Below are 15,311 nucleotides of genomic sequence, written 5' to 3' on the forward strand. Positions count from 1 at the left end.
ACACGAAAATCAAAAAGGAGGAATGTGATGCAGCAGCAAACAGTTGAGGTTAAGGAAGTTGAAGTGTTAATCAGAGGAATATGGAAAAAGAAAAAGTTCACTGACATTCAAAAGGGGCAAACCTTTAAGATTGAGGAGAATGGGAGAGTAAAGAAGTACATAGCAAGAACAAATCCTTATTGGGATGACATGTATGAGACTTACATAATTGATTTGTTGGATAAAAATAAAATTAGAAGATCTAGATAAAAACGATATTTTATTCGGATAAGGGGGTGGTACTAATGTGATTGCTTATAAGGTGAAAATAAAGAATAAAAATAAAATTATATAAGGAGAGTTGTTGATTGTTAAAGTTTAAAAACAGAATAGAAGAAAAAGAGGTTAAGGGGGCAGAGAAGGCGAGCTTTGGCGGGCCTAACCTTCTCTACCGCACACTTCGCAAGGTTACGAAGCTATATAAGTATATCACAGACAAGAAGTCTTTTCCAATCCTAGTTACTTCATTGTTTGCATTGTTTAATCCCAATTCAGTTCTAGCTGCAGATAAGTATAGTAATTTTGAAGAGTTGAAAGAAAATGAGTCACCTTTGAGCTATAACATTCTAACTACCGATGTTGACAGGAGAGTGCTTATTCTGGCACCCCATGGTGGAGGTATTGAAGGAGGGACTAGTGAGCTTGCAAGAGAATTAAGTAAGTCTTACTCTGCCTATCTATTTGAAGGTTTAAGGATACCAGGAGCTTCTGAGTTGCATATTACAAGTACGAATTTCGATGAACCTCAAGCTTTAGATTTATTGAGTAAGCATGATTTAACAATCTCAATTCATGGGTATGCATCAAGTAAGAAACAAACTTTAGTTGGTGGGACAGACAGAGAAAAAGCAGCAAAAATCACATCATTACTTACCGATGCAGGCTTTTCTGCAGAATTACTGTCTGAAGATTCCCGTTTAGCAGGCACAAATGAGCAGAACATTGCTAATAAAAATAGCACTGGTATGAGTATTCAACTTGAAATAAGCACTGAACAACGAAGAGAAATGTTTAATACTTTTACACTGGCTGGACGCAATGGAACGCAGAATCAAGTTTTTTATGACTATATTGCTGTTCTAACTAAATTCATTAATGAAAATGTGTATTGTATGGCTGGTGTAGCACCATGACATTGTTGAATAAATCCATACGATACTATGTTGACTTTGATCAGTGGGGAATAAATGCATTTAACTCGAATCCAATTGAAACAACTAAAGGATTTAATGAAGCTCTTATATATGCATCAGAGAACAACTTTCCTATTGTTGAAGTTCCAAAAGGGAATTTTATTATTGATTCAGTAAATACATTAAATCAACGAAATCCTGAAATTGGTGGGGGAATTAAAATCCCATCAAATATGGAGCTCCTTTTGGATCCAGAAGCAGTGTTTCAAGTTAACCCTAATGGGTATCAGGGCTATTCTTGTTTTTATATTGGGCTTGCAGAGAACGTAATAATTAGAGGAGGTCGTATTATAGGTGACCGGTATCAACATGATTATTCTCTAATTGATACCGATAGAAAAACACATGAATGGGGATTTGGAATACATGTTCATGGAAGCAAAAATGTTTTGATTGAAAATGTACAAATCTCAGATTGTATTGGAGACAACATTTGGATTGCAGCTCACGGAATGATGAATTACCCAGGGATGGTTTATACGCCTTCCAAAAGTGTGACCGTAAGAAAATGCGAACTGAAAAGAGGGAGACGGAACAATTTAGCTACTAACGGTTGTGAAGGTTTATTGGTTGAAGACTGTGATATAGAGGAAGCTGGAGGAGATACAATTGGCCCTCAACTAGGTATTGATTTAGAGGGCTACGGAGAAAACGGAAGAAAGTACGATCATCCTTATGAGTTAACGATATCGGATTGCAGGTTTAGAAAAAATGGTCGTGGTTCGGTTACTGCTCATACAAGCGGTAAAGTTTCCATCAAAGATAACTACTGTGACAATGTTATTTCATATGGCTACAGTACAGATGTGAGTATTAAGGGTAACAAGATAATAAATGAAGGGGGGTCTAAAGAGTACGGAATAGACTCTGTAGGTGTTTCGAGCACTGAGACTGGCAACAGAATTCAAATAACTGATAACAATATTCAAGGGTTTAAAATAGGCATGATGATTAGAGGGAAAGGGGTATCGATTGATAATAATACCGTAAAGAACGCTTCAAATTGTGCAATAGCAACACATATGGCCGAAGATGTTTCCATTTCAAACAACAGAATACAGGACAGCGATTGTATTCAGATCCAGGTGAGAAATTCATCAGATATTAAAGTAAGCAATAATAAAGGGAAAGGTACAACTTCAGCATATGCAATTAAAGTGATGGATTCGAATGACGTTAAATTCTTAAATAATACGTTCTCCAATCTTTACGGAGGTCTATATTGTGAGAGATCTCAGGCAGTCAGAATTAAGCTAAACGATTTCTTATTGAGTGGAAAAGGTTACGGGATATATTGGGATAAAGATTCAGAAGTCTTCCTAACAAGGAATGAGATATTTGAACCAAGAAATGTTGCAATTATGGGGGCAGCTGATATGTACAATATCAGAATAAGTGATAATCAGATATATAATTGCAAAGCAATCATTGCGATCCACTTAATAGGCGGTTCTGAGCATATGGTTAAAGGAAATGAAATCATGTTTAACAGAGATTCAGATCAAGGCTATGGAATATATTTAAACGGGACAAAAAAGGTTCGATTAATAAGGAATGATGTTCAAGGTATTGGTGCAAGAGTGCTTTCGCATCCATTTGCAACGTTTAATGCTTCCAGTACAACTTTAATACATAATACATACGACAGCGGCACACCTAGATTAGCCTTAGATGATACAGTAATCGATTATAAATAAAAAATCTTAACGAGAACACTTGTTCCCTTTATGGGTTTTGGTATATAATTTAGTAGTACCAAAAATTTCAAAACAGGGGATGAGAGTATGAGTGAGCAGAAGCTTAGAATCGGAGAAATACGGTATGAGGTTTTCGATGATTATGATCCATTAACAGAGGAGTATTTAGGAAAGAACCTAGCAAATGCTTATTTTATTGCTCAAATTAAAAAGGAAAATGTAGTTCAAGTAGGGAATAGGAAAATTAATTACTCAAGCGATGTTAAAATTGGTTTTGATGCATTCGGGGAAGAAACAAAAGAGAAAATCAAAGAGCATCTTCTGGCTGCCTATAGTCTAATAGCAGAAGGGGCTAAAGACGATGGTCTAGTAGAATATTTATAAGGCAATGCTGGGCTAGTCTCTAAGATTAGCCTAGTTATCATACGAATAAAGGGGTTAACTGAATGTCAAACATCATTTCCAAAGAGCAAGATGAAGCAATTAAATACTTTAGAAACAAATTAAATTTATCAGACAAAGACTTATACATACCGTTGATTAATTTTGAACTACTTAGAGACAAGAACGAACAATATGCGAACATTCTTTATGAGCTGTATAAAAATGATCCCTATTTGTTTATTAGAGCTTTAAAGGAAGGTTATGTGGTTAATCAGCCAATTGCATTTGATGAGGCCATTGTGCGATTCTTTAATGGAGAAGAACTGGCTATTGTACATAAAACAACCGGCAGAAGATACAATGTAAATGTGAAAATGAAGCAGCTGCCTGATGGCTTTTCATTGCAAACAATGGATATGTGGTTGTGGAGTGAAATTGTTTAAATATTATGAATCCATGATATAATTCTCTTTAATCCTAAGGGAGAGTATTAAAATGGTTTTGGGGGCTAAAAAGTGATTAATATTATTGGGGGATGAGCTAATATGGAAGTAAGAGTCGGAGGTTGATCAACTCTAGGAGCTGCCATTGTGTGGCTCTTTGACACTTATACTCAATAAAATGATAATTTTATTCGAATTAGAAAGATCGCAAATGAAATACAAAAATAAAAAATATAAAAGTTTATAAAACATGTAGACAAAGATAAAAAATATGTATATAATAAAATCAAGTTAAAGGGAAGGAGGCGAATTATTTGGAGGTACTTGGGATAACAGAGAAGGCATTAAGCTATTACAGAGAAAACGTTAAAGGCAACAAGACAATTACTCCTGATCAGGCACTGTTAAAGATGATAAGGAATGTCCTACTTGTCAAAGAAACTCATCCTGAGCGAGTGAAAAAACGTTTATTTTGCACAGAGTACGCTTACGGAAATATGATAATCAAAGTTAACAGAAAAAAGCAGGTATTTGAAATTGTAAATAAATCAGGATGCTTTTCTGACCAAAATGATTGGAAGTTCCCAAAAAGAAGGTACATAGAACTTAGTAAAGAACTTGGAATCAAAGACTGCAAGTTTAGCAAAATTACATATTCAAAGAAAAATCACAATAGACAAAAATAAAAATAGAGGATGATTAAAATATGGCAGAAAACAAAACGGTATTACGTGAAGCATCAAACGTTGTAACACTTGAAGGAACTCTGGCAGAAGTAAGACACACTGAGTGGAAAAATGGAAATGGACTTAATATTGAATTAGATATTGAGGTTGCACCTAACGAAGTGCATACAGTTAAAGGCTTTTCAAAATATAAGAAAGCTGATGGTACAGATAATGCTATTGCCAAAGGGTATCAAACTATCATAAGTGATTATAAGTCCATCGCAGAACATGGAAGAGATCAAGCTGATAAAGTGAGAATCACCCAAGGTAAGATTGGATTAAATGAATATTACTCTCAAGGAGTATTAAAGGCGTACCCACAGCTAACCACCAACTTTGTAAACAGACTGGATGCTAATGAAGAATTTAATCCTAAAGCTGAATTTGATGTTGAACTGTTTGTTAAAAATGTAACTGAAGAAAAAGTAAAAGGAGAAGAAACAGGAAGAGTTAATTTAAATGGTTATATCCCTTTGTATGGCGGGAAAGTCATTCCTTTTACATTTGTAGTGACTAAGGAAGGTTCTCAATATGTTGAAAACAATTATGAAAAAGGATCTACGGTTAATGTCTTCGGAAAGATTATTAATTATAAAGAACAAAAAGTAACAACCAAAACTGCTGCATTTGGAGAAGACAAAAAAGAAATCACCTCCATTACAAAAAGAGAGTACCTAGTTACAGGTGGGAACGATCCTTATGATGAAGATAGTAAAAATGCTTTTAATCCAGAAGTAATTAAAAAAGCATTGACTGAAAGAGAGACTTATCTAGAAGGACTTAAGAACGAAAGCAGCAATGAAAATAATAAAAAGTCTGGCTTTGGTGGAAGTGCTCCTAATAACAAGCCTTCAAAGCCGGTTGAAATTTTAGATGATGATCTCCCTTTCTAAAATAAAATAGATCATTAATCTAATACATACCTGGGGTGAGCTCCGACTCACCCAACAAATTTAAAATAAAAGGAGAACTTAAATGGCAATTGATATTTTCAACCCACAAGTTTCTGTAGTAGCAAAAGGATTAGAAGGAAAAGTTATCACAATCTACGGTTCTAACAACTTAGGTAAAACTAAGCAAAGCACTCGGATGAAGAAACCGTTATATCTGCCATTCGAAAAAGGATTAAATGCCATTGCCGGTGTCCAATTCATGCCTATCAATAGTTGGGCTGATTTTAAAAAGGTAAACAAGCAGTTAACCAAAAATGCTGAAAAGGCCAAAGAGATGTATCAGACAATCATTGTTGATGAAGTAGATGCTTTTGCTAAATATGCGACCAGATATGTCTGCGAGCAATATGATGTAGAACGGATTAAAGATGGTAATGATGGGTTTGGCCTTTGGAAAGAGTACGAAACTGAAGTATGGGAAGAAATCAATAAATTAATTGGCGTAGGATTTACGGTTATCTTTATTGCTCATGCTGCTGAAGACAAAAAAGGTAAAGTACATCCAAAGGGAGATAAACGAGTTTTAGCACCAGTAATTGATAACAGTGATATTGTTCTCTATCTAAGTTCTAATGGTGTTGATGAAGATAGAAAGGTAATCAAATCAAGCGCCTGGTTGGCTGAAACTGAAGAACATTTTGCTCGTAGCCGATTTGATTACATTGACACATACCTTCCTGAATTTACTGCAGAAAACTTAGAAAAAGCAATTATTGAGGCAGTCGAAAGACAGGAGCAAGCAGAAGGAATTGTTGCTGTTACATACGAAGAGCAAAAACAAAACAACGCTTCAGAAGAACTTGATTTCAACTCATTAATGGATCAAATTAAAGAAATTGGCATGAAGCTTAATGAAGAAGGCCGTTTAGAAGAAGTTAATGAGATTACAGAGAAACATTTAGGTAAGGGTGTAAAAGTTACTGAGTGCAGCCGTAAGCAAGTAGGTGTCATGTCTGTAATTCTAGATGATCTAAAAGACCTTCTAGCAGAATAAAAGAGGGGGGATTATTCTCTCCTCCTTATTAGGAGTGATTATTTGGGGAGACAAGTTAAATGTCCTTATTGCGAGACCAAGTTAGACAAAGACTCAGCCATTCCTTATAAAAAAAGATATTACCATGAAAAGTGTTTTAATACATGGAAGCAAGAATCAGATCACAGAAAAGAGTTAATTCAATACATATGCAATCTATATGGTCTTACATCTCCAACTGGCATGATGTTGAAACAAATTAAAGAGTATCAAGAGGAATATGGGTATAAGCTTAAAGGCATTGAGCTAGCACTTAGGTACTTTTATGAAACTTTGGATAATCAACCCAGAGAAGGAGATGGCATTGGAATCGTTCCATTTGTTTATGATGAAGCAAAGCGGCATTACATTAGACAAAAAGCCATCCGAAAATCAGCTGAAGATCCAAAGAATCATAAAAGAGAAGAAATAACGTTAGTCATAAAAAAAGGAATGAGAAAGAAAAGAAGACTAGTTGATATCTCAACGCTATAGGAAGGAGAGTCCATTTGCTACAAGACAAACAGGCAATAATTCAAGTTTTAGGGAGCATTTTAAAAGATCCCACAATCTTGTCAGAGAGCAATAAATATAAGATAACTTCGGATGATTTTCCTTCAAGGTTTCATTCAATATTGTTTTTTGCTATGAGCAATCTATTTCATCAAGGAACTGAAGTATTGAATGAGGTTGAAATAGATGGATATCTAAAGGATTACGATATTCAGTATAAAATTTTCCATGATAATAACGGTCTTGAATATATAGAAAGAATTCAAGAGTTGGCAGTTGTCGAAAACTTTGATTACCACTATAAAAGATTAAAAAAGTTTAGTCTGCTTAGAGAAATGGATGGATTGGGATTCGATATTAAGGAAATATATGATGAATCTCTGATTGACCCAAAAGAACAGGAAAAGATGCAAGAACAGTTTGATAAGAAGTCGATTGATGAGATTTTAGCAGCTTATGAAATGAAGATTGTAGACATAAAAGAAAAATTCAGAACTTCATCTGAAAGTGTGGGAATCCAGGGCGGAGAAGGTATTAATGAATTATTGGATTCATTCGAAGAGTCCCCGGATATTGGAGTTCCATTAAATAGCGAAATGCTCACCTCAATATTTCGTGGATCACGGAAGAAAAAGTTCTATCTGCGCTCAAGTATTACAGGTGGCGGTAAAACAAGAAACATGGTCGCTGACGCTTGTCGCTTAAGTGCAATCGAACTTTATGATCCTAAAAAGAAGGAATGGGTATCAAACCCATGGAGTGAAAGTTCTACGGTTATTTCAACAGAAATGATGGCCGAAGAATTGCAAAGCTTAGCACTTGCCTACATTAGTGGTGTAGAAGAGAAAAAAATCCTTAGAAACACAATCAATGAACAAGAAAAACAACTTGTGCGTAAGGCTGCTAAAGTTCTTCAGGAGTCTAACATATGGTTTGAACATCTGCCTGATTTTAATGTTCAGGAGATTGAAAGAACCATTGAAAAGAACGTCATTAAAAACAATGTAGAGTACGTTTATTTCGATTATATACACTCATCAGTAACCATTTTTTCAGAGATGAGCAAAAAAAGTGGGGTCAATTTAAGGGAAGACCAAATTCTTTTGCTTATGTCGGATAAGTTAAAGGGCTTATGTAATAAATATGATGTCTATATGATGAGCGCAACTCAGTTGAATGGTGATTGGAAAGAAGCATGGTTAAAAGGACAAGTAATAGATGCTTCTTATTTGAGAGGAAGTAAGGCTATCGCAGATAAAACAGATGCTGCAATGATTATTCTTCCTTTAAGTAAAAAAGAGAAGGATGCAATTGATCCAATTTTAAAAGAAGGATTTTATCCAGAGCCAAATTTTGTTACACATGTATTTAAAAATAGGGGAAATGAGTATGACAAAGTTAAAGTCTTCTCTTATATCAATATGGGCAACATGCGGATAAAGGACTGTTTCACAACAAATCTTGACAATGAACTAATCACAGTTGAGAAATTGAATATAAAAGCAGGATGAGGGGTGTAGCGCCCTTTGAAGTATGATAAAGACAGAGTAAAAGAAAGCCTGACCATTGAGGATATACATAAGATTTTAAAAGATTTAGGTAGTGAGAACAATCAGTGGGATCAACAAGGAAATCCAATCTACAGAACCGTTTGTCACAATGCTGCTGGTGGAAGTTATAAGCTGTATTACTATCATGAAGCAAAACAGTTTCACTGTTATACAGAGTGTGGAGATAATTTTGATGTATTTGAACTTGTTATAAGAGCAAAAAGCCAAAAAGGAATTAATATTTCTTTTAACCAGGCTATCGAATATGTTGCCAAAATAGCAGGAAGAACATTTGGATTCGGGAATAGAGAGACATACATAAACAATGATTTGATTGATGACTGGGAATGGATGGGGAAGTTCAAAAAGAAGAAAAAAATACATATTGAGCTCCCCAGCTTTAATGAAACTGTTCTAGATGTGTTTGTGCCTTATCCTCACCAATTGTGGCTAGGTGAGGGAATAAGTCATAAGACATTAAAAGAGTTTGAGATTGGGTACTATTTTAGACCACATACAGAAGGGATTACCATTCCCCATCGAGATTTAAATAATAGGTTGATTGGTATACGTAGGCGCTCAATGATTAAAGAAGAAGTTGATGCAGGCTATAAATATATGCCTTTAAAAGTTGGCAATATCTTATATAACCATCAAACAATGATGAATCTATATGGATTACATAAAACAAAAAATTCGATAGAAAGGTTCAAGAAAGTATTGATTTTCGAATCAGAAAAATCAGTATTAAAATGCCAAGACTTTTACGGTGAATCAAACTTCACCTGTGCTGTTTGTTCAAGTAATATTTCTAATTTTCACCGTGACATTTTATTGTCTCTTGGTGTTGAAGAAGTTTTTATTGCTCTTGATAAATACCGACCACCAAAAGAACATGAGACAGAGGAGAAATATCAAGAAAAATTGGTTGAATATCAGAAGAAAATTCTAAAGCTCGCAGCAAAATTTACTCCTTATGTTCGTGTGTATGTTTTGTGGGATTATGAAGGCTTACTGGATTACAAGGACAGCCCAGCTGACAAGGGAAAGGAAACTCTAGAGGAGCTAATGAGAAGGAAAATTGAGATTGGCACAGATGAAGGGGGAGTTTAATGGAGTATAGACTAATTGGCGACAATGATTATAATTTCAATCCTTTAGCTACTATCTTAAAAAATAGAGGCATAGAAGATCCAAAGTTGTTTGTTAATGTTGATCAAAGTTCAGTTATTCATTATTCAAAGCTTAATAATATTGATAAAGCTGCAGATTGTCTTATTAAGCATTTAAATAATAAAAATAAATTGTTTGTTCAGGTAGACAGTGATGTTGATGGATACACATCCAGCTCAATCATTATAAATTACATAAAGAAGATTTGTCCGAAAGCTAATATACATTACAGAATTCAAAATGGGAAAGAGCATGGGATTTTTATTGATACAATTCCTGATGATGTTGACTTAGTCATAATCCCAGATGCAGGTTCAAGTCAATTTGAGGAACATGAGGCTCTCAATAAGAGAGGCACAGAAATAATTGTTATTGATCACCATGAATGTGAACGAGTGTCTGAACACGCGATCGTAGTAAATAATCAGCTTTCGCCTAATTATTCGAATAAAACTCTGACAGGTGCAGGAATGGCCTATAAATTTTGCCAGGCAGTTGATGAAAAACTAAATAAAAATGAAGCCGAACAATTCTTAGACCTTGTATCAATTGGTAACATTGCTGATTCGGCTGATTCAAGAAACCTTGAAACCAGGTATTTTATGAATGAAGGCTTGAAGAAAATTAAGCATCCATTATTAAAGAAGCTGTTTAAGAAGCAAGAGTTTTCAACCAAGGGTGACAAGAACATACAGAATACACAATTCTTTATTAACCCTTTAATTAACGCTGCCATTAGGGTTGGAAGCAGTGAAGAAAAAAATCAAATGATGAGAGCATTCCTCCTTTCTAAAGAAAAGGTACCCTATAAAAAACGTGGGCAAAATGAAACTGAGCTTGTGTCAATACATGATGACACAGTTAGGATTCTAGGAAATCTAAAAGCAAAGCAGAAACGGATTGCAGATGCAGCTGGAGTGGAAATTAAAAATAGAATAGAGGAGAAAAGTTTAACAGCGAATAAAGTACTGATTGTTTACGTTGAAGGAATTCTAGATAAAAGCCTAACTGGACTGGTGGCCAATCAGCTTGCAGAAGAATATAAAAAGCCGGTCTTGTTAGCCAGAAGCGATCCCAAAAAAGGTAAAGATATTTTGAGTGGCTCTATACGAGGATATGATAAAGGGTTTATTAAGGATTTTAAGAAAGAGCTTATAGATACTGGATTATTTGAGTTTGTTGAAGGTCACCCAAATGCAGCTGGCTTTGCAATTAAACGACAGAACTTAATCCTGGTGAACAAAGTGCTGAATGAAAAATTTAAAGACATAGATATCGAAGAAGGTATTCAGAATGTTGATTTTGAGATCCCAGCAAAACGATTGAGAAAAGAATTTATCCTTCAACTTGATGGTTACAAAGACTATTGGGGTTACAAAGTTGAAGAACCCTTAATAGCTATAACGGATCTTGAAATTGATGTCGAACAAATTGAGCATTTAGGGAAAAAGAATAAGACAACTGTTAAATTTAAGCATGACGATATTGAATACATAAGATTTAAAAGTGATGAGAATTACTTTAATCAGCTTACAGAAACAAATGGAACATTAATCATTAATGTAATTGGTAAAGTAAAGGCGAATGAATACAAAGGCAAGAAAACACCTCAAATCGAGATTTATGAATTGGAGGTGGTTCGCACAAAACAAAAAGAACTTGTGTTTTAAGGGGGAGAAAAGTTGATAGGATGTCACTGTCACACAGATAGGAGTAACATAAGGCTTCTAGACTCAACAAACTCAGTTAAAGAACTGCTCAAAACTGCAGTAAAGATGGAATATAAGGGATTGGCCATAACAGACCATGAAGTCCTCTCAGCACATTTAGATGCTATTCGAACAGTTAGAGAAATGAAAAAGAAGGGGGATATGCCAGAAGATTTTAAACTGATATTGGGCAATGAAGCGTACCTAGTCGATTCTTTAGAGGAAGTTCGAGATAACTATAAATCGGGAGTGACAAAATTTCCGCATTTCTTGATGTTGGCAATTGATCCAAAAGGACATGAGCAGTTAAGAATACTGTCTTCTCAAGCCTGGGAAAACTCATTTTATACAGGAACAATGGAAAGAGTGCCGACAGTAAAAAAGGATGTAGAGGAGCTATTAAGTAAAGATCCAGGCCACATCATTGCTACCACAGCTTGCCTGGGGTCTGAGGTAAACATTCACCTGTTAAAGATAAAGGCTTTTGAAGAAACTGGTGATTCTCAGTCAATTAAGCAGCACAAACTAAAGATTCATGAGTTTATAACTTGGTGTATAGAGGTTTTTGGGAAGGATAAGTTTTTTATCGAGCTTCAACCTGCACTGAGTGAAGAACAGATTTACTGTAACAAGAAGCTGATAGATATAGCCAACGGGTATGACTTGCAAATGATTGTTACAACAGATGCTCACTATCTAAGACCAGAAGATAGAGCAATTCATCAAGCCTTTTTAAACGCTAAGGATGGAGAAAGAGAAGTTGATTCTTTTTATGAAGCCTGTTTCGTTCAAAACGTTGATGAAATTCACGAGAGAATGGACTACATTGATAAAGAAGTCATCGATCAGGCCATAAAAAATACAATGCACATTGGTGAGATGATTGAAGACTATACTATAGAGCACGAACCAATTATCCCTAAGATGGAGCTTCCTAACTTTAAATTAAGACATTTATTTAAACCAGCATATGATCAATATGAATATATAAAAAAGATGTCTGAATCAGCAGATGAACAAGATAGATATCTCCTTAAGTTAATTGAGGACGGATTTGAAGGGAAATTAAAAACAAGCGAACTAACGAGAGAAGCTTTTCATAAAATATTGAATAGGATTAACGTTGAGCTGGGTGAACTTTGGGAAATCAGCCAAAAGCTGAACCAGTCTATGCCTTCTTATTACATAACAGTTAGAGAAATCATTAATATTATTTGGGATGAGGAGTGTGGAGGAGATAGTTTAGTAGGGGCAGCCAGGGGAAGTGCTGCAGGTTACTTAGTTAATTATCTCCTCGATAACACTCAAATTAATCCAATGCAATATGATTTACCACATTGGAGACATATACATAAATCGAGACCTGACCTTCCAGATATCGATATTGATACTGAAGGATCAAAAAGACAAAAAATTCTTAAGGCACTTAGAGAAAGGTTTGGAGACAAACGTGTTCTTCAAATTGCTACTTTTGGAACTGAGGGTTCAAAATCAGCGCTTCAGACAGCATGTAGAGGCTTAGGAATCGATAATGATATATCCCAGTATTTAAGTGGAATGATTCCATTTGAAAGAGGATCTAACTGGCCTTTAACACATTGTTTTTATGGTGACAAAGAAACTGGCAGGAAGCCGATTAAAGAGTTTATTAGGGAGGTTGAACAATACCCTAATCTTAAAGAAACAGCTCTAAAAATTGAAGGGTTAACTAATAAGCGCTCTTCTCATGCAGCCGGAGTAATTATCTTTAACGATGAATATACAAAGTCGAATGCAATGATGAAAACTCCTAAAGGAGCTTATATTACACAGTTTAATATGGGTGACAGTGAAGCCATGGGCTCAGTAAAGTTTGACCTTCTTACAATTGAAGCTTTAGATAAGATTAGAGTAACATTAGACCAATTAATCGAGAATAAAGAAATTGAATGGCAAGGAAGCTTGAAGGAAACATACAACAAATACATCCATCCAGACGTAATTGAGTATGAAGATGATAAGCTATGGGAAATGGCTGGTAATGGGGAGATCATGGATTTATTCCAGTTCTCAACTGAAGTCGGTCATCAATCAGTTGTCAAAGTAAAACCTAAGAACTTACTTGAAGCAGCAGTAACCAATTCTTTAATGAGGCTTATGTCAGACAGTGAAGAACAGCCTGTAGATACATATGTTAAATACAAAAATGATCTAGATAAATGGTATGAAGAAATGAGGCAGCACGGCCTAAACGAAAAGGAAATCAATGTAATGGAGAGGCACCTTAAGGATATTTATGGTGTTGCTGATACTCAAGAAGTGGTTATGCAGATGGTTATGGATAAAGATATAGCTAACTTTGACATTAAAGAATCAAATTATCTTAGGAAATCCATAGCAAAAAAGAAAGAAGATGTACTAAAAGAAGTGGAAGAATTGTTTTTTAAAAAAGGAAAGGAGATTGGCACTTCTGATAACCTGTTGAATTATGTCTGGAATGTTCAATTTAAAAGACAGTTTGGCTACAGTTTTAGTTTACTTCATACCTTGGCATATTCAATTATTGCATTACAGGAATTGAACTTAAACTATCGATATAATCCTTTATACTGGAATACTGCTTGTTTAACGGTAAACAGCGGAGGAATAGATACCGAGGATACAAAAGACAACAAAAAGACAGCTGCTACAAACTACGGAAAAGTTGCTTCAGCCATTGGAAACATCAGACAAAGAGGGATTAAAATAGACCTCCCAGATATAAATAAGGCTGATTTTGGTTTTAGGACTGATATTAACAACAATTCAATTTTATTTGGACTTAAAGGAATGAATGGAATTGGAGACGATGTTATTCATCATATAGTTCTAAATAGACCATATAGTGACTTTAACGACTTTATTGAAAGAATGTTTAAGAGCGGCATTATTAAGAAAGGACAAGTAATCCAATTAATAAAAGGAGGCTGCTTTGATTCTTTTGGAAACAGGCAAGAAATCATGAAGGCCTTTATTAGCTTAATATCAGAACCAAAAAGTAAGCTTACGTTGTCTAATTTAAAAATGCTAATTGAAAACAACATTGTTCCTTCAGAATTTGCACAAGAAGTGAGATTCTTTCGTTTTAAAGATTACATCAGCAAAAAGGTGTACAAAACATTAAAGTCGCCAAAAGATAAACTTTTTTTATTGGATGATGTATCAGCTTCGTTTTATAACCAGCATTTCAGTGAGGATAGTGTAGTTGACATGTTAAACGGGCAGCTTGTCATTTCTGAAAGAGCTTTTAAAAAAGAATATGATAACAAGATGTCTAAAATAAAGTCCTGGATAACAACAGAAGAACCACTGAAGAAATTGAATGATTGTTTATTAATAAAAGAGTGGGAAAAATACGCCGATGGATCATTAGGTAAGTGGGAAATGGATTCATTGAGCTATTATTATAATGACCATGAGCTTTCTGGTGTAAACTTTGCCAAGTATGATATTGCTGACTTTTATAAACTGCCAGCAGAGCCGGTCAAAGGTAAACCTTATCAATGGAGAGGGAAAACTCTCTATGAATATGAGACTACACGGATTATAGGCACTGTTTTAGATAGGGATAAAAACAAACATACAATTACTCTTCTAACACCAACAGGGGTGGTTACAGTTAAACAGTGGTCGGGCAGCTTTAGTCATTACAATAAACAGATTTCTAGATCCATTGGTGGCGGAAAGAAAGAGGTAGTCGAGAAATCTTGGTATACCAGAGGAACATTGCTCATGTTTACTGGTTTCAGAAGAGGTAACAATTTTATTCCGAAAGTCTATAAAGATAGCATATATAATCACACTGTCTGCAGAATAGACAATGTTGATAATGAAGGAAATATGAGTTTGACAACTAAAAGGGCAGAAATATAAATCTTAGCTGATGATAGGAGAGATGA

The 15,311-nt window shown here is 35.0% G+C and carries 13 protein-coding genes; all 13 read left to right on the plus strand.

Going from position 1 to position 15,311, the window contains the following annotated elements:
* Positions 1-27 precede the first annotated feature (27 nt).
* The 13 genes from KXZ66_RS09800 (at position 28) to dnaE (ending at position 15,285) form a co-directional block, all read left to right on the plus strand.
* Positions 28-249, plus strand: a complete 222-nt coding sequence (locus KXZ66_RS09800; protein WP_213408260.1) for a hypothetical protein — start codon at positions 28-30, stop codon at positions 247-249.
* A gap of 98 nt (positions 250-347) precedes the next feature.
* Positions 348-1,172, plus strand: coding sequence for a gamma-polyglutamate hydrolase PghZ (gene pghZ, locus KXZ66_RS09805; RefSeq protein ID WP_219144928.1), 825 nt, complete (start codon positions 348-350; stop codon positions 1,170-1,172).
* On the plus strand, positions 1,169-2,929 hold the full coding sequence (locus tag KXZ66_RS09810; protein ID WP_159376861.1) for a right-handed parallel beta-helix repeat-containing protein: 1,761 nt from the start codon (positions 1,169-1,171) through the stop codon (positions 2,927-2,929). Before pghZ ends, KXZ66_RS09810 begins: the two co-directional genes overlap by 4 nt.
* 87 nt (positions 2,930-3,016) lie before the next feature.
* Positions 3,017-3,313, plus strand: a complete 297-nt coding sequence (locus tag KXZ66_RS09815) for a hypothetical protein (protein WP_019712320.1) — start codon at positions 3,017-3,019, stop codon at positions 3,311-3,313.
* Positions 3,314-3,375: 62 nt separating this feature from the next.
* Positions 3,376-3,756, plus strand: coding sequence for a hypothetical protein (locus KXZ66_RS09820; RefSeq protein ID WP_219144929.1), 381 nt, complete (start codon positions 3,376-3,378; stop codon positions 3,754-3,756).
* Positions 3,757-4,070: 314 nt separating this feature from the next.
* Complete coding sequence (locus KXZ66_RS09825; RefSeq protein ID WP_033885449.1) at positions 4,071-4,442, plus strand: hypothetical protein; 372 nt, start codon at positions 4,071-4,073, stop codon at positions 4,440-4,442.
* Between the two features lie 20 nt (positions 4,443-4,462).
* Complete coding sequence (locus tag KXZ66_RS09830) at positions 4,463-5,377, plus strand: hypothetical protein (protein ID WP_219144930.1); 915 nt, start codon at positions 4,463-4,465, stop codon at positions 5,375-5,377.
* 82 nt (positions 5,378-5,459) lie between these two features.
* Entirely contained in the window at positions 5,460-6,431 is a 972-nt protein-coding gene (locus tag KXZ66_RS09835) for an ATP-binding protein (protein ID WP_160243798.1), read from the plus strand.
* A 42-nt stretch (positions 6,432-6,473) separates the two neighbouring features.
* On the plus strand, positions 6,474-6,944 hold the full coding sequence (locus KXZ66_RS09840) for a hypothetical protein (protein ID WP_219144931.1): 471 nt from the start codon (positions 6,474-6,476) through the stop codon (positions 6,942-6,944).
* A gap of 14 nt (positions 6,945-6,958) precedes the next feature.
* Positions 6,959-8,473, plus strand: a complete 1,515-nt coding sequence (locus tag KXZ66_RS09845) for a replicative DNA helicase (RefSeq protein WP_219144932.1) — start codon at positions 6,959-6,961, stop codon at positions 8,471-8,473.
* A gap of 15 nt (positions 8,474-8,488) precedes the next feature.
* Complete coding sequence (locus KXZ66_RS09850) at positions 8,489-9,625, plus strand: hypothetical protein (protein ID WP_219144933.1); 1,137 nt, start codon at positions 8,489-8,491, stop codon at positions 9,623-9,625.
* Positions 9,625-11,355, plus strand: coding sequence for a single-stranded-DNA-specific exonuclease RecJ (gene recJ, locus KXZ66_RS09855; RefSeq protein WP_219144934.1), 1,731 nt, complete (start codon positions 9,625-9,627; stop codon positions 11,353-11,355). The genes KXZ66_RS09850 and recJ overlap by 1 nt, the downstream gene beginning before the upstream one ends.
* Positions 11,356-11,367: 12 nt before the next feature.
* A complete protein-coding gene (gene dnaE / locus KXZ66_RS09860) occupies positions 11,368-15,285 on the plus strand; it encodes a DNA polymerase III subunit alpha (RefSeq protein ID WP_219144935.1) in 3,918 nt (1,305 codons plus the stop codon).
* The last annotated feature ends 26 nt before the right edge of the window (positions 15,286-15,311 follow it).

It is taken from the genome of Bacillus sp. LJBS17, from assembly GCF_019334685.1.
Classification (GTDB): Bacteria; Bacillota; Bacilli; order Bacillales; family Bacillaceae; genus Bacillus; species Bacillus subtilis.

What these genes read in the sequence shown, in the direction of transcription:
- KXZ66_RS09800 (WP_213408260.1), top strand. Translation starts at nt 28, where the DNA reads ATGCAGCAGCAAACAGTTGAGGTTAAGGAAGTTGAAGTGTTAATCAGA.
- KXZ66_RS09810 (WP_159376861.1), top strand. Translation starts at nt 1,169, where the DNA reads ATGACATTGTTGAATAAATCCATACGATACTATGTTGACTTTGATCAG.
- KXZ66_RS09815 (WP_019712320.1), top strand. Translation starts at nt 3,017, where the DNA reads ATGAGTGAGCAGAAGCTTAGAATCGGAGAAATACGGTATGAGGTTTTC.
- KXZ66_RS09820 (WP_219144929.1), top strand. Translation starts at nt 3,376, where the DNA reads ATGTCAAACATCATTTCCAAAGAGCAAGATGAAGCAATTAAATACTTT.
- KXZ66_RS09830 (WP_219144930.1), top strand. Translation starts at nt 4,463, where the DNA reads ATGGCAGAAAACAAAACGGTATTACGTGAAGCATCAAACGTTGTAACA.
- KXZ66_RS09835 (WP_160243798.1), top strand. Translation starts at nt 5,460, where the DNA reads ATGGCAATTGATATTTTCAACCCACAAGTTTCTGTAGTAGCAAAAGGA.
- recJ (WP_219144934.1), top strand. Translation starts at nt 9,625, where the DNA reads ATGGAGTATAGACTAATTGGCGACAATGATTATAATTTCAATCCTTTA.